This is a genomic window from Vibrio sp. B7, assembly GCF_963888765.1.
Taxonomy (GTDB): Bacteria; Pseudomonadota; Gammaproteobacteria; order Enterobacterales; family Vibrionaceae; genus Vibrio; species Vibrio anguillarum.
Map to the genome: position 1 here is coordinate 313,456 of NZ_CAWPKR010000011.1, position 20,504 is coordinate 333,959.

Consider the following 20,504-nt stretch of genomic DNA (forward strand, 5'->3'; position numbering starts at 1 on the left):
TTAGTATCTGTCCCTTTCATTAATGGGACTGCGTTAGACAATCCGAGCCGTTCCTCACTTATTTATCCGGTAGGAATGGTATGAGGTATCGAATTTATGGATCTGCAATCTCTCCCTACCCTGACTTATCTTTCTGACAACGTCACCATCGTTGAGAAAGAGGGCGTTAAAATTGTTCGCGTTATTCATGACAAAGCGACCGCCGGAATTACACTGCATGGCGGCCATGTCATCTCATTCACTCCTAAAGGACAAGATGAGCTCATTTGGATGAGTGACACGGCCATTTTTGACGGTAAAGCCGCTCTAAGAGGCGGGATCCCTGTTTGTTGGCCATGGTTTGGCCGTATTGCTGCACCAGCCCATGGTTTCGCACGCACCAGTGAATGGGCATTGATTGAACATAGAGAAAACGAGCAGGGCGTCATTATCGTGCTAGGGCTCGACCATTCGCCCCAAACACTGGCTATTTGGCCATTTCAATTCCAAACCCGTCTTTATGTTGAAATCGGTGACAAGTTAAAAGTCACTTTAGAAACGACCAATACGGATGAGAAAGCATGGACGTTTTCTGCAGCGCTGCACAGCTACCTCAAGGTTGGTAATATTACCCAGACCACTACTACAGGTATGGGCGTTGAATATATAGACAGCTTACAAGATGCAAAAATGTGTCAAGGTGGTTCAACACTGGTCCTCACCGATACGATTGATCGCGTCTATACCGCGCCTGAAGCACAAATTCAGGTCCAAGATCCTGTTTTGAATCGCACGTTAGTGGTTGAAAACACTGGACACAACTCTGCCGTCTTGTGGAACCCATGGGCTCAAGGCGCTCAATCAATGGCAGATATGCCTGACGATGGTTATCAAACGATGCTGTGTGTTGAATCTACACTGCATGCCCCTTGCTTGTCCGCAGGAAAAACCTTGCAACCAGGTGAAAGCCATCAGCTCGTCACGACGGTTTTTTCCAACTAAGCTTTTTTGGCGAATTTTCCGTCATCATACTCATGCTGAGGGCAGTGAAATCACGCTGTCCTTTTTATTTCTAGCCGCAGACGCTAAACTGGCGCCTTTGTTTTTCAAGCGAGATTTTCATGGCGTATCTGTGCCCCCTTTGCCAGCAACCTCTGTTGCAACAGCAGCAAATATTGAAATGTGAAAATAATCATCAATTTGATATAGCCAAAGAGGGCTACGTCAATTTGATGCCTGCACATCATAAACGCTCAAAAGATCCGGGTGATAATAAAGAGATGATGCAAGCTCGTCGCCGTTTTCTTGAAGGTGGACATTACGATCTGATGCGTCAGACGGTCGCTCAGTTGTGCAGTAAGTATCTGCAAGATTCTTCTTATCAGTTTTTAGACATCGGCTGCGGCGAAGGTTACTACACCCAATTTGTCGCTCAAACGCTTGCACAACACTCGACACAATCGGTCACCTATGGGTTAGATATCTCTAAAATCGCCGTCCGTTATGCAGCAAAGCGCTACCCTATGGTCAACTTTGTCGTTGCCTCCAGCCACCGCTTGCCCTTTGACGATGCTTCCCTAGCCGGTATATTACGAATTTATGCGCCCTGTAAAGCACAAGAGCTTTACCGCTGCATTCAAAAGCAAGGAGTGGTGATTACCGTTACACCCGCGGCAAGGCACCTCTATCAGTTAAAAGAAGGGATCTATCCTAATGTTCAACTGCATGATGAAACCGCAGAAGAGATAGCTGGGTTTACATTAGTAGAGCAACAAAAACTGCACTACACCATGGCATTAAGCGGTAACGATGCTTTTGATTTATTACAGATGACGCCGTTTGCATGGCGGGCCAGTGACGAGCTAAGAGCGCAATTAAAGCAAGCTGAGCAATTTAATTGTGAGGCCGATTTTATGATCAGCGTTTATCGCAAAGTTAGTTGATAATAATTCTCATTATATTGCAAATCCACAGTGTCTCCATTATTATGCCAAATTCAAAATGGAGACCCTCATGCGCTTAGTTACTTCTCTGGCTCTACTATTACCACTTTTTGGCTGTGCTTCGCACCAGCCGAAGCCCATTGCTCACTTTTATGATTACCAATTATCCACCTCTAGCGGCAAACCATTGAATCTCAATTCGCTGCCGAATGAGATAAAAAATGCCGATATCATTTTAGTCGGTGAGTGGCATACACACCCAGCCATTCATCGCTTCCAAACCGAGCTATTGGCACAACTCAGCCGCGAAAACACCCATGTAGCCTTGTCTATGGAACAATTTTCACGCGATGAACAAGAGATACTGAACCGCTATCTAGCAGGAGAAATCGGCGAACAATACCTTATTTCTCAGACCAGAGCGTGGCCAAACTACCAAAGTGACTACCGCCCACTGGTTGAATTTGCAAAATCACAGCAGTTGAATGTCATTGCCGCTAATGCGCCTAAACCTTTCGTACGTTGTATCGGCAAAGTGGGAATCAAATACCTTGATAAATTAACGCCAGTAGAGCGGGCTCAGGTTGCACACCAAATTGACACCTCAGCCTCTCCCTACAAAGCGAAGTTCATGGAATCAATGCACCACGGTTCAAAAGAGCAAACTGAAAAACAGTACGCAGCTCAGCTCACTTGGGATGAAACGATGGCAGAAAGCATGGTGGATTATTTACAAAACCACCCGACAGATCAGGTGATGCACATCGCAGGCAAGTTCCACACCGAGCAGGGTTTAGGCACGGCGCATTCTATCCTTCGTCGAAATCCTGATTTAAAGATTGCCATCATCACGCCCGTAGAGGATACCCAGACGTCGTATCCTGATTTCCAACTCACTGTACTGCCAATTCCCACCGCCTATGTTCAAGCAGAGCATCGCATGCAAGCCTATCAACAGATAAAGAATCGCAATACAGATCTCACTTGCGACTAATTAGCGGTGAATAACGGGCCTGCTTATTCTTTTCATATAAAGTAGGCGCGCTTTTTGCTTGTACATACCTCATACAAATTGCGAATTTTTTGCACAAGTTTTTCATAAATCTGTCGATACATTAACTGATGGCATTTATAGGAGAGAAGTATGACACCGGTAGGGACAAGCTCAGCGCAACTGCATTCACTCCAGCAAGTTAAAGCTCAAGCAAATTCTACAGCGGCATCCCCCCCCTCTGCCCCGCTCAAAGTGGAGCAGAATACCGTCACTTTGTCTGATGAAGGCAAAGCCTTGCTCGCAGCGCTGCAACAACTCGACAAAGAGAGTAAGTTAGAAAACAAAGAGAAAACCGTGACAGGCAAAGTGGAGTCATTTGCTCATGGTGCTTTGGGGTTAGATCATCCAGATAAAAAACCAGAAGAAGACGATAGCTCCTATTCCGCAGGGAAATATTTTTCCGCCGCGGCAACAGTAGGAGGTTTGTTACTGCTTCTCTAGTCTTTTAGATTTCTATTGGATATTAATTGCGGTTTGGATGATTGATGATGTGGTCCTCCCAGTCGATAACATCAATCTCATAAACGACTTTGTTGCGAACACTTTCTTGCGCGGCGTGCATCGCCTCTTTGGAGCCGGTAATCAAAGGATGCCATTGCGGCAATGTTTTGCCTTCTGACAGTACACGATAGGCGCACGTATCCGGCAACCAGTTAAATTCATCAATTTTATCACGCGTCAGTTTTAAGCACTCCTCACCAGAATTGAAACGGTTTGGATAATCCTTGCATGAGCAGGTATCGCTGTTTAACCAACTGCAAGCGACATTGGTGTAATAGACCTCATCACTATCTTCATCCATTAACTTGTGTAAGCAGCACTTACCGCATCCATCACAAAGCGACTCCCACTCCGATTCCGTCATTTGTTCTAATTTCTTATTTTGCCAGAATGGTGTGCTCATGAGTCTCTATCTTACTTAACGAATGGGGTGCGTGTTATACCTCCACACCAAGCAAAGTTCAAGGATAAAAACGGCTTGTTAATTTAGGAAGCTATTGCTGTACACTTCGGTCACATCTGCTAGGATCGTCACCCTTTTCTTTTTACTGGTACTCAATTATGGAATGCAGACTTGGTTGTGGTGCGTGTTGTATCGCCCCTAGTATTTCTTCCTCCATCCCGGGTATGGAGCAAGGAAAGCCAGCAGGTGTACGTTGCATTCAACTTAATGACGCTAATTTGTGCAAGTTATTTGGTAAGCCTGAACGTCCAAAAGTATGCCACGAATTTAAGCCTTGCCCGATGGTCTGTGGCAACACGAACCAAGAAGCTTTGAGCAACATTACCGAACTCGAAAAAATCACTTGATGGCACTGCTTTGTTTGCCTTAATTGATGGCGTCACTCAAAATTGCCCCAGCAGCTAGGGCAATGATTCGAAAGGTACTACAGCTTTTGTCTGCCAAGCAAAGAGTGTGATAGCGTCGTGCCATCAACAAGCTCAAGCTCACCGCCAACAGGCACACCATGAGCAATACGGCTCGCAGAGACTTGATGGGCGCGACATAATTCCGCAATGTAGTGCGCGGTGGCTTCACCTTCAACGGTTGGGTTAGTAGCAAGAATGACTTCGGCAATGCCACCACGTTGCAAACGGTAATCCAGCGTATCTAAACCAATATCACTCGGGCCGATACCATCTAAAGGTGATAAGTGCCCCATCAGAACAAAATAACGTCCAGAATATTGGCCTGTAGCTTCAATGGCCGCAATATCAGCAGGGCTTTCGACTACACAGAGTTGGCCGTTATCCTGCCGCTTAGGGTTGCTACAAATATGACAAGTTTCTTCTTCAGTGAAAGTTCGACATTCACTGCAATGTCCAATTTCTGTCATGGCTTGGCTTAAAGCATCGGCGAGCTGTAAGCCGCCTTTTCTATCGCGCTGTAACAAATGAAAGGCCATACGCTGTGCTGACTTGGGACCCACCCCAGGCAGACAACGTAAGGCCTCCATCAAATGCTCCAGCATATGACTGGTACGCATTAGTAACCTATTTTGTTTGTTAAAAAGGTTGTTTGTTAAAAAAGTCGTTCGTTAAAACGGCATCTTCATACCTGGTGGTAATTGCATACCGCCAGTGACAGAAGCCATTTTTTCTTTTTGAGTCTCTTCCACGCGGCGTGCAGCATCATTGAAAGCGGCGGCAATCAGATCTTCTAGCATCTCTTTGTCGTCTTCCATTAAGCTTTCATCAATCTCTACACGGCGTACGCTGTGGCTACCAGTAATGGTCACTTTGACCAGACCAGCACCAGACTCACCAACCACTTCCATATTCGCAATTTCTTCTTGTAGCTTTTGCATGCGCTCTTGCATTTGTTGGGCTTGCTTCATTAGGTTGCCCATACCGCCTTTACCAAACATGTTTATCTCTCTGGTTGAATTGAGTGTTTCACATAAGGTGGGGTCATAACATATAGATTCAACCCCACACTCGCTTAATTGATTAAATCGGCCGCACACTGTCGCGATCAAGTTCCGCATCAAAACGTCGCTTGAAGAACATTACGTGAGGGTCGGCCTCCAAGCTGTTCAATGCTTGCTCTAATTTGAGTTGGTAAAGACGCTCTCTAAGCTCCAATGGAGTCTCACCTTGCTCACCAATTGTCACGCTAAGGTGGCACTCTTCAGCTAATGTCTCATTGAGCGCTTCTAACAACTCGCTTTGTGCTTTATCGGTATTAAGATGGGCCTGACTTGGCCGCAGCACTAGCTCAATTGATGAGCCCGATTTGTGGTAGACAGAATTAAGTGCTAATTGTTCCACTAACTTGGCAATATCGAGCTGGTGGATCAGAGCTGCCCACTCATTTTGTTCTATCGATTCTGCAAGTAACTTTTCTGCCATCTCTGGCGTTTTAATATGTTCTAGCGCTTGCTTAATTTGTGTCGGTGTCAGCTCTGTTTTTTGTTGTTCAACCACCACAGGTTGCAGCGTTGGACGCCACTGATAAGGCTCGTTGTCCAAGGTTGGGGCAGCTTCAGGAGCGGATGTTGACAAAGGCGACACTCGAGCTGATTTTCCATGCGAGGCAACACGCTCAAGCACAGATTCAGATTTAGTCGATGCCGCATTAGGCTTTTTTGTCCCGTTGCTCTTTGTTTCATTCACTCCTTTTGCTGGCTGAGCAACTCCTTGGCGCTGTGAACGCAACTGGTGTCGCAGCCCTGCAATCGGTGAGGGACGTGGAGCTGAAGAAGGTGCCGGTGGTTGAGGAACTGGTGCAGGCTCATACGATTCTGGGGCATATTCCATTGCACTGGACATGTCATCATTCATATCCGCATAGCGGTTATCGTAATCTTGAACGATGCCATAATCAGGCTGAGTATCCTCATGCCTTTGTGGCTCATTAACCTGACTGTCCGATACGGGAGCCGCCGATGTTTGCTTAGGTTCAGTTAGAGGCGTTGCCGCTGATGCGGGTTGTAGTGAAGGAGTGCCGTGGCTTGGCACTGCGACATCTGAACTCACTTCAGTACTGAACGTATTCACCAACGATACAGAAGCAGGACGAAACGCCATCATACGTAGCACAATCATTTCCAGCCCCGTTCGAGCGGTTGGCGAGAGTGCTAAATCTTCACGCCCTTTTAAAGCAATTTGATAATAGAGCTGCACATCTTGTGGGCTCAGCGCTTTGCTAAGCAGTTGTACCTTCTCTGCATCGGGTTGGGTTTTGTCCAGTGTTGCTGGCAACGCTTGATACATCGCAATACGGTGTAACTGCGCCGCGAGTTGTTGTAGTAATCCATCCCAATCCACACCATTTTGTGCTAAATGTGCAACGCTATCCATCGCCGTTTGAGGCTGTTTACTGCTAATGGCTTGCAGTAAATGGAGTGCTTGATCTGTGTCTAGCGTGCCAAGCATTGGGGCGACTACATCGGCCATCACCTGGTTATTACCTAGTGCAATCGCTTGATCAGTTAAGCTAAGTGCATCACGCATACTGCCATCGGCAGCATGCGCGATCATTCTTAATGCTCTCGCTTCACAAGGGATCTGCTCTGCCGCTAAAACATGCTCAAGCTGATCGTGGATATTTTCAACACTGATCGGCTTAAGATGAAACTGTAAGCAGCGCGATAAAATCGTAACCGGCAGCTTTTGCGGATCTGTCGTAGCGAGCAAGAATTTCACATACTCAGGCGGCTCTTCCAACGTTTTAAGCAAAGCGTTAAAACTGTGGCGCGACAGCATGTGTACTTCATCGATTAAGTACACCTTGAAGCGACCGCGAGCAGGCTTGTACTGCACGTTATCAAGTAATTCGCGCGTATCTTCGACTTTGGTTCGTGATGCCGCATCTATTTCTAAAAGATCAACAAAACGGCCTTGGTCAATCTCTCGGCAAGTATCACATTGGCCACAAGGTGTGGCCGTAATACCGGTTTCACAGTTTAACCCCTTGGCAAACAAGCGACCAATCGTCGTCTTGCCGACACCACGTGTACCGCTGAATAAATACGCATGGTGCAATCTATTTTGGGCCAACGCATTTTCTAGTGCAGTTAAGACATGTGCTTGTCCCACCACCTCATTAAATTTTGTTGGTCGCCATTTTCGCGCTAAGGCAAGATAACTCATGAGTACGTCCAGTTGATTAGCTTAGTGACCTTCAAATTCACAAATACTATAAACGTTCAGGCCCAAACCTTGTAAACGTTTGTCTCCGCCAATTTCAGGCAGGTTGATGACAAAAGCCGCGTGCTCAACTTCACCACCAAGCTGGCGGATCAATTTAGTCGTCGCTTCAATCGTACCACCCGTTGCCAGTAGATCATCCACCACCAGCACTTTATCACCTTGTTTGATCGCATCAACGTGAATTTCTAATGTGTCAGTACCGTATTCCAATTCGTAAGATTGGGCTAACGTTTCGCGTGGTAACTTACCCGGCTTACGTACAGGTACAAACCCCAAACCAAGCTCTAAAGCCAATGGCGCACCAAATAGGAAACCACGCGCTTCTGTACCCACAACTTTGGTAAAGCCCATGTCTTTATATTTTTCGACTAATAAAGCAATGGTTGCTTGATAGGCTTTTGCATCCTCTAGCAGGCTAGTTACATCACGAAACAAAATGCCAGGTTTTGGGTAGTTAGGGATGCTTTGAATGCTCGATTTGATCAAAGAGATAGTTTCGGTTGTCATAACTTACATTTACTTAGATTGGCTCTTCATTTCTCACGATACATTTACGTATCAGAATGATAGAGCGTGAGCTCTCAGCAACATAGATAAGCCACAATATCTTAGCCGCTGAAAAAACAAACGCCCATTCGAAGAATGGGCACACTTCCCCATAATGCTAGTGATTTTCTTGTTGGTTAGCAACCTGCTCATGAGTGGGAAGTCGAATAAACCAAGTGATCAGGACCACAAGCATAGTAAACAACATAATTTTGAGCCAAAAGTGTGGGACAACCCAGATGGAAAAAATAAAGCTTAGAATAATCCACAAACATCCCCGTTGTTTCACTTGCCGCGAAACAGCGCCATGTTGCTGCCAATTATCCAGTATTGGGCCTAGCGTCTGATGTTGATGCAACCAAGCATGAAAACGAGGGCTACTTCGTAAGAAGCAAGCGCTAGCAAGAAGTATGAAAGGGGTTGTGGGGAGTAGCGGTAAGAATATGCCTATCACGCCTAACAGAAGGCAGAGCCCACCAGCCACCGTAAGAAGAAAATGACGAATATTGATGGTGAACTCCCAACGTACTATCCAACTCAGAAAGTTGAATAACCATTAAACACACGGATCCAAGTCAGTATTGCTGGCAATGTAGGGATCGAAAGTACGGCAATAAAGCCTAAAAAATAAAAAATGTTGTAAGGTTCTTTAAAATTCTGCTCTTCCATCATAACTTCTCTAGTGTTGGATGACTCCGTTCGTTTTGGCACCATAAACAAAGTTAATGTAACGTAAACGAATTGGGTGATTGTTGTTCTAGACGCGAACTATACCTCAAACAAATCACCGCAAACACCGACTAAAGATAAGGTTATTAACTGCTGCCACCTTGGTAAATATTGAGTTTGAAACTACTCGAACCTAAGCGATTAGTTGATAGCTGACAAGTTGAGTTGATCGGTAAATCTTTAGTGATAAAGTTTTTTAAACAGTTCTGCCCAAGGCTAACACCCGCGGCAATATGTTGAGTTAAGTAGCCATTTGACCATTGACTGTCGAGCCCAGCCGGCAGGATAGAGAGTGTACCTTCGCTTAAATCCGCAATACCGAATACCGCGTTGATTGGATTAGCACACTCTGAGCATTCAATACCTTTTTCCAGTATGTCGGCAAGGTCTTTCAGATCGGCACTGAAGCTTTTTAAGTTGCGAAGATAATCGTGAAACAGAGCACGAACGAGCAATGTTGAAGCCACACTATTTTCATAATGGGCATCTGAATCGACCAAGTAAAAGGCAAACTGCCCGTTCATCAACCATGCATAGTCAAATACCAGCGGCATCACATCCGCCGATTGTAAAAGACGGTAACTACACTTCCAACTGCCTTGTGAAGTATCCTTTTCTGGTAATAACGCGTGCAGCAAATCTTTCGCGGTACTGGGGTTTTCTCGTAAATACTCCAGATGCCAATGCAACTCTTGTTCTTCTGGAATATCACCACCATCATCGACCCGGAACCATTGCGTCGAAAAATCACGCTGATCAGATAAACGGCTAAACGTATCTTCGAGCGTACTTTCTATTGCACTGCTTAAATACTGGTGGTTACCAATCGGTTTAGGAAGAAAATCCTTAACACCAAATCGCAGCACTTTTGCAACATCAGCCATTTCATCAGTTGCAGAGACCACAATCAGTGGCAGCGAGGGATACTCAAGGCTCACCTCTTCAACAAACTCAATGCCATTCAGTACTGGCATTGCTAAGTCACACACAACAAGGTCAGGCTCCGCATCTTTTAACTTGCGCAACCCCTCTAAGCCATTTTCAGCTTCAAGCACTTTATAGCCTTGAGCCGACAAATAACCACTGGTTATTCGCCTAAAAATTGGGTCATCATCAACGAGCATGATCAGTTTTTGCTCGACGTGCTGATTATCTGAAGGTTTTTTCGCCAAGAACTCACTAGCCTGAATGTGAGATTTATACATAATCCTGCCTCACAATGCTTTTAAAAAGCAGTCATTTTATTGTTATAGGATAAATTGATAGGTTACTTTATAAAGTAGTCGCAAAATAAGATTTATACAAATGTTCCACTTTGTAACTCGGTTGCATACTATATATATGGGCTATGTATGGATTGTACGGAATGTTACTTTCGTCAAACAAGTTGATATGACTCAAGATTTGACAAATGATATACGTATAAATTACTCAAATTCGAAAAATAATGTGTCAGGAACAATGAAATTAGATGACCTAAACCTCTTTCGACTGGTTGTCGAAAATGGAAGCTATACCGCAACTTCTCGTAAAACAATGATCCCCGTTGCGACCATTACCCGACGCATTCAAGCATTGGAAGATTCTCTGAATCTTAGGTTGTTGAATCGCCATGCTCGAAAACTTTCGCTGACTGAAGCGGGTGAACGTTTTTTTCAAGAGTGCTCACCGTTGCTGCATCGCTTAGCTGCAACAGCAGAAGAGCTCACCGATGAATGTCGTGGCGCTTCAGGCAAACTAAGAATATCGTCACCATCTAATGTCACGAAACGCATGATGATGCCTATCTTCAATGCCTTCATGATGCAGTACCCAGATATCAACATAGAACTGACCACCAGCAATCAGGCCGATCAACTCGACCCAACCGAATGGGATGTCATTTTTAGAGTTGGCCCTCAACGAGACTCCAGTTTGATTGCGCGAAAAATTAATGAAGTGAAAGATGTGTTAGTCGCAAGCCCAGGGTATTTAGCGAAACACCCTGCACCAACTCATGCCGAAGAGCTCAGCAATCATTCATTATTGAAGGGATATCCTCTAGTAAAATGGCAGTTGACCAACAATAAAGGGGAATGCGTGGTCAATTGTGATACTGGTCGTTTTCAGGCCAACGCTTTAAACGTAGTGCGCAGCGCTTGCTCTGAGGGGCTGGGTATCACCTTAATGCCAGATGTGATGATTAAAGAATTTATCGAAGAAGGCAGCTTAGTCAGAGTACTGGAAGACTGGGTTTCCAACCCTCGTGATATTTATATGCTGTATAACCACAAGGATCATCTACCTGAAAAAGTCAGGCTATTTATTGATTTTGTGATTGCCTATCACATCCACTAGATTTTAGGCCCAGCATTGCTGGGCCATGAGTTATCGCAGCGGCAGATAGTCAATAAACTCGCTATAGAAACTCAATAAATTTACTCAAATCACGTTCAGGCACTTTCATTGGCGTGCACCCTGCAGTTCCTAGGTATAAGAAACCAACGATTTGATCGTCGCCCTTAGCACCTAATGCTTGCCGAACGTGAGAGTGGAACATCCAGCTTCCCGAACGCCAGAAACCTTGAAAACCTTGGGCTACCGCAGCCATTTGCATCGCTTGTACTGCGCATCCCGCAGAGAGATGCTGTTCAATCGCTGGCACCTTTTCATGCTCCGTAACTTTCGCGATCACTGTGACTACCATGGGTGCTCGAAACGGTGCATTTTTCGCTTTTTCTATCTCAGCATCACTGCCGCTATCCGCTCGCACAGCAGACGCCAAAATACCCGACAACTTTTGCAAACCCGCTCCCTGAGCAATCACGAAACGCCAAGGGGTTAAACCGCCATGATCGGGCGCTCGCAAGCCTGCTCTAATAATATTTTCCAAGACCAGACCTTCAGGTGCAGGCGATGTGAGATTGGCGATTGAACGACGGTTAAGCAGCAACTCTAGTGCATCCATTTCGATTCCTTATTGATGATTTTCCATAATCTTATACCAAACTGAGAATAACTCGCATAAAGAGATGACCTCATTGGCTATAAATGAAAAAAAGCGAGGATATTCCCTCGCCTAATTTAAGCAAACATATGAATGAAAACAGCCGAGATGACTACGGATAAAAACGTGCTTCAACCCCAGCGCGAGTCAGTAGCCTATCACAAGGAGCGAACTTATCGCCATACTTCTCAGCATGTTGATTCATCATTTCCACTAATTTCTTGATACCAATTTGGTCTATGTAACGGAATGGGCCGCCCAAAAACGGCGGGAAACCGATACCGAAAATCGCACCAATATCGCCATCTCGCGCACAACGAATTACGCCCTCATCCAAACAACGTACGGCTTCATTCAGCATAAGTAGCACGCAACGCAGCGCGATCTCCTTATCACTCTGTTTGGCATCTGGCGTTATTTTCAGCAATTTATAGATAGATTTGTCGATTTCTTTTTTCTTACCTTTATAGGTATAGAATCCCTTACCACTTTTACGCCCTTTGCGATTGTCATTGAGCAGCAAATCAAATACGTCTGGTCCTTGAAAACGTGGGCCGAGTTCTTGCACTAGAATTGGCATGATTTTCGAGCCAACATCAATGCCCACTTCGTCCAATAACGTGATAGGGCCGACTGGGAAACCGAAATCGAGCAAAGCCGTATCTATCTTTTCAATCGACTCACCCGCCATCAGGATCTGCGCCGCTTCATTCATGTAAGGTGCAAGGATACGGTTAACATAAAAACCAGCGCAATCTTTGACCACAATCGGCGTTTTGCCCTGTTTTTTCGCCAAGGCCACCACTGTGGCTATCGTCTCTTGCGATGTGGTTTGATGAGGGATCACTTCCACCAGAGGCATTTTTTCAACAGGACTGAAATAGTGCAATCCAATCACATTCTCTGGACGCGCCGCCTTCGCTGCAATTTTCTGGATTGGAAGCGAGGAAGTATTCGTCGCAAAAATGGTGCTGGTTTTGGCATTCGCTTCAACATCAGCCACCATTTGCTGCTTAAGCGTGAGATCTTCAAATACCGCTTCAATGACAACATCGATATGCTGATAACTGGTAAAATCAATCCCGCCAGACAATTGCGCCATTTTTGTCTGCATCTGCGCTTTGGATAAAATGCGACGCTTGCGCTGTTTATCGAATAATTTGTAGTTGTAATTGAGCGCGTTTAATACTCCATCATTCGAAACATCTTTGATTCGTACGGGAACCTTGGCTTTTGCAACGCTAACATGGCTGATCCCTGCCCCCATTAAACCACCGCCCAATACGCCGATACGTTTCACGGTTTGAGGTTTTGCGTCGCTGCCCGTCTCTTTTTTCATTTCGGTGGTGGCAAAGAAAATCGAGCGCAGTGCTTTGGATTCCGAGCTCATCACCAAATCACCAAATCGCTTCGCTTCAAGCTCTAACCCGGCTTTAAAACCACGATCTAAACCGTGACGGATCACCTCTAAAATCGCGTCTGCGGCTGGGTAATTACCTCGTGTTTTTTGCTTAGTCTTTTTAGCGGCCTGATCAAAAATTAATTTGCGACCAAGCTGCGTATGAGAAATTAATTTCTCTTTGGCCGACGTATTGGCCTGATGACGTTTTTTTCCAGAATTATCGAGCACATACTTCTTGGCCACATCCAGCAAGATAGTCTCTGCTACGCAAGCATCAATAACACCCAGCTGTTTTGCTTTTTTTGCGCGCAGCTGTTTACCCGTCAAAATCAAATCAAGAGAAGGTAACAAACCAATCAAACGTGGCAACCGCTGCGTTCCACCGGAGCCTGGTAGCAAGCCTAATTGCACTTCGGGCAAACCCAAACGCGTGATATCCGCGTCGCTGCACACCCGGTAGTGACAAGCCAGCGCTAGCTCTAAACCACCACCTAAGCATGGGCCATGAATCGCGGCAACCACTGGGAATGGCAAATCCGATAAGGTTTGAAACATCTCCTGACCTTGCTTGGCCAATGCTTGTGCTTCGCTGGCCGATTGGCAAGCGTTCAGCATACGGACATCCGCTCCAGCAATGAAATTATCTGGCTTAAGCGAGTGAATCACCATCCCCTTTAGGCTGGTTTTTTGAGCCTCCAAGGTCGCAAAAACCTCTTGCATCTCTTGGGCAAACGCCGCTTGTAGCGTATTCATTTTTTCGCCGGGAACATCAATCGCCAGCCACGCAATATTTTGTTCATCAATTGTTAAATGAAAAGCTCTCTCTGTGCTCATTATTCAACCTCCAAAATCATTGCCGCGCCCAAACCACCCGCTGCACAAGCGGTATTCAGCCCTAAACCACCACCACGTCGTTTTAGTTCACGCAGTGTTTGTGTGATCATGCGCGCACCCGTCGCCGCAAAGGGGTGACCATACGCAATAGAACCACCTAGCACATTAAATTTATCCATATCAATTTCGCCAATCGCTTTTGCTCGACCAAGATGTTCCTGTGCAAACTTATCACTGGCGAACATTTTCATATTAGAGAGGGTTTGCGCGGCAAACGCTTCATGCATGTCAATCAATGTGAGATCGGAAAGCTCAATACCTGCACGTTGTAAGGCTAACGGTGTCGCATAAGACGGTCCCATTAACATATCGTGTTCAACACCAATCGCTGAAAAAGCGTAAGAACGGATATAACCCATAATCTCCAAACCAAGCTCTTTAGCACGGCCTTCACGCATTAATAGAATAGCGGCAGCGCCATCGGTTAGTGGTGTGCTGTTGGCGGCCGTCACGCTACCATATTGCCTATCAAACGCTGGACGTAACTTGGCATAACCTTCCAGAGTCGAGTCATGACGAATATTGTTATCTTCAGCGATCCACTTTTTATAGGGCTCTGGGAATGCCGTCATGACTTCGCCTTGGATTTTGCCCTCTTTCCAAGCTTGTGAAGCTAGAGAGTGAGAACGATGTGCCAAAGCATCTTGATCCAGTCGGCTTATGTGATGAGATTTTGCCATCTGCTCAGCCGTTTGCCCCATCGAAAGGCCCGTTGAATATTCAGCGACCGCGGGGGGGACTGGCATTAAATCTTTAAAAGATAATGATTTTAAGATACTGAGTTTCTGAGCAACGGTTTTGGTTTTACTTAAAGCGAGTAAGCTAGCGGCTAATTTTTTAGACACTCCAATCGGCAAAACGGAAGACGAATCGGCACCACCAGCCATACCAATATCAATCGTGCCAGCCATTATGCTTTCAGCCACATTCACCGCCGCCTGAAAACTGGTAGCGCACGCTCGTGTGACGCTGTACGCATCGGTATGGATGCTCATTCCTGTGCCTAAAACGATCTCACGCGCGATGTTTGGTGCCTCAGGCATTTGCACGACTTGTCCAAAGACGAGTTGTTCGATCAATTTAGGATCGAGTTCCGTTCGCGCAAGCAGTTCACTCACCACCATCTTGCCTAAATCGACTGCAGGAACTTGACTAAATTCGGTACTTTGACGCGCAAAAGGGGTACGCAATCCCGCGACGATAGCCACACGCTCACCAGAGCGCGTTTTGACTTCCTGTTTGCCCATTGTTTCTCCTTAGAATAGAGGTCTGACCTGGCACATTGTAACGAGGTTGTTAAAACAATCAAACAAGTGTTTAAATAAACGTGATATTCGCATCGAATCGAAGAAAGTAATGTAGGTAAAGGAGATGGATAATCACTTAATCTTTAAATGAATAACGGAGTTATACCCAAACAACTTGGAGTTGCAGGTAGGCGGCAAGTGAGTGAGTCCCAATAAGCATAGGCAAACGAACGAACGTAGCCAATACCGCTGCGGCTTCAAGTAGGAAGGGTATATAAGCAAAAAAAAAACCACACAATAATGTGTGGTCGGAATATATAAAGCAATTAACTTACGCCAATTGAAATAATCAGTTTCCTGATTAGGAGAAAGTAAAGTCAGCCTTCAAAAGGAAGTGTCATCTTGCTCAACATGTTAGTCGCAATGACTAACGAGATGACAAGGTGTACTATAGCCACTTCGTGCTATGAGATTTTGAAGTAGATCAATTTTATATTGATTTATTCCATACTATGAAATTAAAAAGCCGTCGACGCTTGAATTGATGTTACCGAACAACTTGAACGGATCGAAAGCGAACGAATACGCGAAGCGTTCATCGCAAGACGACCATAAAATGGCCTAAACAAAGAAGAAATCACAGAGCAAACGGAGACTCATGTGTCGATAATAACCATGTTTGGAAAGAAAAAGTCCAGCAGCCCGGTCAATAGTAATATTGACAGACAGAGAAAATATGAAACGCTTGTGCGTGCTTATCACCGAGATCTTTTTCGTTATGCCTATTGGCTATGTAAAGATAAAAGCATTGCTGAAGATTTAGTCCAAGAAACCTGCTTGAGGGCTTGGAAATCTCTCGATAGTTTGCTCGACGAGAAAGCGGCCAAATCGTGGCTTATAACTATTCTTCGTCGCGAGAACGCGCGCCGCTTTGAGCGCAAGCAGTTTGAGTTGGTCGATATTGATGACTACAGCGGTGACGTAAAAGTCAACGATGATCCTCATCATCAACAAGAGTGGTTGCAGGCACAGATAATGAAGCTGGATATTGAATACCGCGAACCTCTTTTCCTACAAGTCATTGGTGGTTTTAGTGGTGATGAAATTGGCGAGATCCTCGAACTCAATAAGAACACGGTCATGACTCGTCTGTTTCGAGCTCGTAATCAATTAAAAGAACAATTGGATTCATCAGAAGCGTATAAGGGGCAGCAAAATGGATGAATTAGAATTTCGCCGCCGAGTTATGTCCGATCCAAAACAGCATGACCAAGAGATTATCCAAGCGGCATCCACTAGTGATACTAATCGTCAGTTCCTAGAGGACATATTGAGCTTAGATACAACGATTGCTACTGCAATGAATGTAGACGTGCCTGACGATCTCGCAGACCGTATTCTATTTAGTCAAACCACAATGGCAAGCAATGTCATCCGACCTACTTTTGCCAAGCAAGCGATGACATTGGCTGCATCGATTGCTTTTGTGTTTGGTTTATTGGTTGGCCAAATCAATTGGCGAAATGTGCTCATTCCACCGGCGCAGGCAAGCCTAATGGACACCGCCATCAAACACGTCATTGATGAAGAAGGCTTTGTCAACCAACTGGATGAACAAGTGAATTCAACGCAGATCAACGCCAAAATGCTGCCATTCGCTTATCAGTTAAGCAGTAACTTCCCTTACCACGTTTATTACCTAAACCACTGTGGTTTTGGCAAGGCAAACGCTCTGCACATGGTTTTTCAAGGTGAAAGCGGGAAAGTGACGCTCTTTTTCACAGGCATTGCCAGTGAACAAGCCGTGAACTTTAATGAGCAAGGCATGGCAGGAATCATCGAACCCGTCGGTGATGCTAGCCTGATCCTTGTCGGTGAAAATGGCGAAGATGTCACGAACATCGCTAAAAAACTAATGCCTATGCTAAAACCTTCCCATTAAAACCATTCCTGGCCTGTATATAATGCGGGCCAGGTTCCCTAGACAAAAATAGAGCTTAAACTCTATAAACAAGCATTTTCCGCCTTTTTCCTGCCAAATAGACATCATTTCTGCAATTTTATCATTCAATTAGACAATGGTCGGATTTCTATCTTCTATACTTGCCTCTAGTATCAGCCACCAATTGAGCATTTGCTCAAAAACAACGTCCATTAGAGGCGATGAAATCAAAAAGGAAAAGCACCATGAACAAGACGCGTCTGTTTAAAAAATCGTTACTTGCCGTAACGGTAGCTCTCGCTTCACAACAAGCACTGGCAGCGGGCTTTCAGCTCAATGCACAATCTGCGACTGGCCTAGGTCGTGCATTTGCTGGTGATGCTGTTATTGCCGATAACGCATCGGTGATGGCTCGTAACCCTGCCGCAATGGCACTGTTTGACGAGACCTCACTCTCTTTGGGCTTTGAATCCATAACGACAAAAATTAAAGTCAAGGATGCGAAATACTGTGGTACAACTTGCCAAGTTGCACCACAGCTATCGGCTCCAAAAAACGCAAATTATGATGAAGCAGGCGGTACATCTATTGCTCCAAATATCCATCTCATTGTCCCTCTCAATGATAAGTTTGCGTGGGGCGTCAATGCCTATTCTAACTTTGGTACAAAAACTGAATTTTCAGATAGTTACTCTGCTAGTGAATATGGCGGTTTAACAGACGTCAAGAGCTTTAACTTAGGCCTTGCTGGTTCTTACAGAATAGATTCTCAATGGAGTGTTGGCGCTGGACTAGATTTAATCTATGGTAAAGGAACCATGAAACGTACGGCTAGTTCTGATGTCGCAAGTTTGGGTGGTAAAGATTTAGTCAACGTAGATGGTGCTGATGTTTGGGCTATCGGATTCAACTTTGGTACTGTCTTTGAGCTAGACGAAAATAACCGTTTCGGTGCCGCATATCATTACAGTCCTGAAATGGAAGCAAAAGATGATAAAGGACAAAAAATCAATTTACCATTGCCTGACCTTTTTGAGTTTTCTGGATTCCATAAAATAAAAGATACCAATTTTGCAGTTCATTACAGCGTACAATGGATCGGCTGGAGCACATTTGATCAAATTGAATTTAGTGACCTCAAAAACTCCCCACTAGGTTCTACTTACAACAAACCATATAAATGGCAAGATGGATGGCATTATGCTATTGGCGGAACGTATTATTTAAATACAGATTGGACTTTACGTGCTGGTTATATGTATGACACCAGCGCTCAAGATTCATTAACGTCAGTATCAGTACCTGACTCTGACCGCCAATGGTTCTCTGCTGGCTTTACTTATAACCTAGATGAAAAATCAAATATTGATTTTGGTTTCACCTACTTACTGGGTGATGATGTACAAGTATCTGAAGGAACACCTAATCCTCTTGGTTCACCTCAATATCTTTCAACTCTGACGGCAACGACTCACGCAGATGCAATCCTAGTCGGCTTACAATATAGCCGCAGCTTCTAAGCGCAACGTTTATTAGCATAGCATTAAAAAGGGCTGGTTTTCCAGCCCTTTTTAATGCTTGTAATATCATCTCCTCGCCTAATTCAGCTAACAACTGTACCTTTTGGGCCTTAAACCACACTACAAGTGTTCGCCAAAAATCAGAAACACTTTCATAACAAGCAGAGCATTCCGCTTATAATTAAACCTTTAATAGATTTTAATTTCAAAAACAACAAATTCACTGCTTTATATTTTTAAAGCATTAGCTCTAACCTTAAAATCCCCACACCGAATTCAAATATTTCAGCGAACATTATAATGAAATCAAATAAAACTCTTCTTTCACTTGCAGTGGCATGTGGACTATTCAGCATATCAAACGCATCTCAAGCCGCCGGTTTCCAATTGGCAGAATACTCTGCAACGGGCCTTGGGCGTGCTTACGCCGGTGAAGCGGCTATGGCTGATAACGCCAGTGCACAATGGCGTAACCCTGCCATGCTGACTTATTTGAAAGGTACGCAAATTTCTGTTGGTGCAATTTACGTTAATCCGAATGTTGATGTGAATGGAAAAATCAACGGCGCATTAGAAGCAAGCTCAAATGACTTCGCAAATGATGCCGTCATCCCCAATTTTTACCTCTCACATCAAGTGAACGATAAAATGGTGCTAGGTTTAGCACTCGGTACTAACTATGGCATGGAGACCGAGCTTGACCGTAATTTCAGCGCGAGCCACTTTGGTAATCAAGCGATGGTTAAAACAATGGAAGTCAATGCCAACATCGGCTACCAACTTACTGATGCGGTTACCGTTGGCGGTGGCATTCGTTATGTGATTGGAGAAGGCCATTTCGGTGCGACCTCTCCAGCTCAAACTAAGCCTCTTCCACAAGGTACAACACTAAAGTACATGGAAGGTGAAGATAAAGCTTGGGGTTGGCAAGTGGGTACGACATGGCAGATCAATGATAGCAATCGCATTGGCTTTACTTATAAATCCGAAGTTGACCTAAAGCTTACTGGCACAGCGAATATATTTTCGAAAGAATCGGGCAAGGTAGTGAATGATACAGGTTCAATGATGCTCACTATGCCTGCCACCGCTGAACTGGCTAGCTACCACCAACTAAGTGAACAGTTGGCACTACATGCCAGTATTAACTGGACCGATTGGAGCAGTTTCGAAAAGCTTGAAGCGGATTTAAACACTCTTGGCTCAGTGATGGTTAAAGAAGAAAACTGGGAAGACAATTACCGTTTTGCTCTGGGTGCTACTTACCAAGTCGATGCAAAATTAGCACTGCGTACAGGCATTGCTTACGATATGGCGGCAGTTAACGATAAAAACCGTACCATTACCATCCCTGAAACTGATCGAACTTGGTTAAGCGTTGGTGCGGAGTATGCCTTCACGGAACAATTCACCGTAGACACTGGCTTTACTTACATTTTTGCCAAAGATGCCAACATTGTGGAATCTCGTGGTTATGCTTCAGATGATGCAGCGCAAGCCGTTGGAGGCCAATTTTCTGGTACAACGACGGGTAATGTTTGGCTTATCGGCGCACAAGCCAATTACCGCTTCTAAACTCATTAGAAACACTCCAGAAGGCCAGAGC

At 44.9% G+C, this 20,504-nt stretch carries 20 protein-coding genes; 10 read left to right on the forward strand and 10 right to left on the reverse strand.

Annotation, left to right across the window (positions count from 1 at the left end; all coding sequences use genetic code 11):
• Nucleotides 1–96: 96 nt before the first annotated feature.
• The 4 genes from AACV32_RS06465 (at nucleotide 97) to AACV32_RS06480 (ending at nucleotide 3,417) form a co-directional block, all read left to right on the forward strand.
• The gene (locus tag AACV32_RS06465; protein ID WP_094125885.1) at nucleotides 97–981 is read left to right on the forward strand and encodes a D-hexose-6-phosphate mutarotase; all 885 of its coding nucleotides are present in this window, start codon (nucleotides 97–99) and stop codon (nucleotides 979–981) included.
• A gap of 119 nt (nucleotides 982–1,100) precedes the next feature.
• The gene (gene rlmA / locus AACV32_RS06470) at nucleotides 1,101–1,922 is read left to right on the forward strand and encodes a 23S rRNA (guanine(745)-N(1))-methyltransferase (RefSeq protein WP_013857231.1); all 822 of its coding nucleotides are present in this window, start codon (nucleotides 1,101–1,103) and stop codon (nucleotides 1,920–1,922) included.
• Between the two features lie 58 nt (nucleotides 1,923–1,980).
• Complete coding sequence (locus AACV32_RS06475) at nucleotides 1,981–2,916, forward strand: ChaN family lipoprotein (RefSeq protein WP_170894795.1); 936 nt, start codon at nucleotides 1,981–1,983, stop codon at nucleotides 2,914–2,916.
• Nucleotides 2,917–3,066: 150 nt separating this feature from the next.
• On the forward strand, nucleotides 3,067–3,417 hold the full coding sequence (locus tag AACV32_RS06480; protein ID WP_017044563.1) for a hypothetical protein: 351 nt from the start codon (nucleotides 3,067–3,069) through the stop codon (nucleotides 3,415–3,417).
• Nucleotides 3,418–3,439: 22 nt separating this feature from the next.
• On the opposite strand, the gene AACV32_RS06485 is transcribed toward AACV32_RS06480, so the two are convergent.
• A complete protein-coding gene (locus AACV32_RS06485) occupies nucleotides 3,440–3,880 on the reverse strand; it encodes a YcgN family cysteine cluster protein (protein ID WP_010317229.1) in 441 nt (146 codons plus the stop codon).
• A 158-nt stretch (nucleotides 3,881–4,038) separates the two neighbouring features.
• Here AACV32_RS06485 and AACV32_RS06490 point away from each other — a divergent pair, with 158 nt between their 5' ends.
• Entirely contained in the window at nucleotides 4,039–4,287 is a 249-nt protein-coding gene (locus tag AACV32_RS06490; RefSeq protein WP_013857235.1) for a YkgJ family cysteine cluster protein, read from the forward strand.
• 77 nt (nucleotides 4,288–4,364) lie between these two features.
• Here the strand turns inward: AACV32_RS06490 and recR are convergent, their stop codons facing one another.
• The 6 genes from recR to AACV32_RS06520 form a co-directional block, all read right to left on the reverse strand.
• A complete protein-coding gene (recR, locus tag AACV32_RS06495) occupies nucleotides 4,365–4,964 on the reverse strand; it encodes a recombination mediator RecR (RefSeq protein WP_013857236.1) in 600 nt (199 codons plus the stop codon).
• Nucleotides 4,965–5,015: 51 nt separating this feature from the next.
• The gene (locus AACV32_RS06500; protein ID WP_013857237.1) at nucleotides 5,016–5,345 is read right to left on the reverse strand and encodes a YbaB/EbfC family nucleoid-associated protein; all 330 of its coding nucleotides are present in this window, start codon (nucleotides 5,343–5,345) and stop codon (nucleotides 5,016–5,018) included.
• A gap of 82 nt (nucleotides 5,346–5,427) precedes the next feature.
• A complete protein-coding gene (dnaX, locus tag AACV32_RS06505; protein WP_170894796.1) occupies nucleotides 5,428–7,572 on the reverse strand; it encodes a DNA polymerase III subunit gamma/tau in 2,145 nt (714 codons plus the stop codon).
• 21 nt (nucleotides 7,573–7,593) lie between these two features.
• Nucleotides 7,594–8,139 (reverse strand): adenine phosphoribosyltransferase, encoded by a 546-nt coding sequence (apt, locus tag AACV32_RS06510; protein ID WP_013857239.1) that lies wholly within the window; start codon nucleotides 8,137–8,139, stop codon nucleotides 7,594–7,596.
• 157 nt (nucleotides 8,140–8,296) lie between these two features.
• Nucleotides 8,297–8,662 (reverse strand): YbaN family protein, encoded by a 366-nt coding sequence (locus AACV32_RS06515; RefSeq protein WP_017044101.1) that lies wholly within the window; start codon nucleotides 8,660–8,662, stop codon nucleotides 8,297–8,299.
• A 331-nt stretch (nucleotides 8,663–8,993) separates the two neighbouring features.
• Entirely contained in the window at nucleotides 8,994–10,112 is a 1,119-nt protein-coding gene (locus AACV32_RS06520) for a response regulator (RefSeq protein WP_017044561.1), read from the reverse strand.
• A gap of 256 nt (nucleotides 10,113–10,368) precedes the next feature.
• On the opposite strand from AACV32_RS06520, the gene AACV32_RS06525 reads away from it, so the two are divergent.
• Nucleotides 10,369–11,244 (forward strand): LysR family transcriptional regulator, encoded by an 876-nt coding sequence (locus AACV32_RS06525; RefSeq protein WP_026027659.1) that lies wholly within the window; start codon nucleotides 10,369–10,371, stop codon nucleotides 11,242–11,244.
• 61 nt (nucleotides 11,245–11,305) lie between these two features.
• On the opposite strand, the gene AACV32_RS06530 is transcribed toward AACV32_RS06525, so the two are convergent.
• The 3 genes from AACV32_RS06530 to fadI all read right to left on the reverse strand — a co-directional run bounded on the left by AACV32_RS06530 (nucleotide 11,306) and on the right by fadI (nucleotide 15,436).
• Nucleotides 11,306–11,854, reverse strand: coding sequence for an NAD(P)H nitroreductase (locus AACV32_RS06530; protein WP_017050595.1), 549 nt, complete (start codon nucleotides 11,852–11,854; stop codon nucleotides 11,306–11,308).
• 151 nt (nucleotides 11,855–12,005) lie between these two features.
• Nucleotides 12,006–14,129, reverse strand: a complete 2,124-nt coding sequence (gene fadJ / locus AACV32_RS06535; protein WP_170894797.1) for a fatty acid oxidation complex subunit alpha FadJ — start codon at nucleotides 14,127–14,129, stop codon at nucleotides 12,006–12,008.
• Nucleotides 14,129–15,436 (reverse strand): acetyl-CoA C-acyltransferase FadI, encoded by a 1,308-nt coding sequence (gene fadI / locus AACV32_RS06540; protein ID WP_017044558.1) that lies wholly within the window; start codon nucleotides 15,434–15,436, stop codon nucleotides 14,129–14,131. Before fadI ends, fadJ begins: the two co-directional genes overlap by 1 nt.
• 675 nt (nucleotides 15,437–16,111) lie before the next feature.
• On the opposite strand from fadI, the gene AACV32_RS06545 reads away from it, so the two are divergent.
• The 4 genes from AACV32_RS06545 to AACV32_RS06560 all read left to right on the forward strand — a co-directional run bounded on the left by AACV32_RS06545 (nucleotide 16,112) and on the right by AACV32_RS06560 (nucleotide 20,473).
• A complete protein-coding gene (locus AACV32_RS06545) occupies nucleotides 16,112–16,660 on the forward strand; it encodes a sigma-70 family RNA polymerase sigma factor (protein ID WP_088717986.1) in 549 nt (182 codons plus the stop codon).
• On the forward strand, nucleotides 16,653–17,378 hold the full coding sequence (locus AACV32_RS06550; RefSeq protein ID WP_170894798.1) for a DUF3379 domain-containing protein: 726 nt from the start codon (nucleotides 16,653–16,655) through the stop codon (nucleotides 17,376–17,378). Before AACV32_RS06545 ends, AACV32_RS06550 begins: the two co-directional genes overlap by 8 nt.
• A 221-nt stretch (nucleotides 17,379–17,599) precedes the next feature.
• Nucleotides 17,600–18,898, forward strand: coding sequence for an outer membrane protein transport protein (locus AACV32_RS06555; protein ID WP_017050593.1), 1,299 nt, complete (start codon nucleotides 17,600–17,602; stop codon nucleotides 18,896–18,898).
• 300 nt (nucleotides 18,899–19,198) lie between these two features.
• Complete coding sequence (locus tag AACV32_RS06560) at nucleotides 19,199–20,473, forward strand: outer membrane protein transport protein (RefSeq protein ID WP_017050592.1); 1,275 nt, start codon at nucleotides 19,199–19,201, stop codon at nucleotides 20,471–20,473.
• The last annotated feature ends 31 nt before the right edge of the window (nucleotides 20,474–20,504 follow it).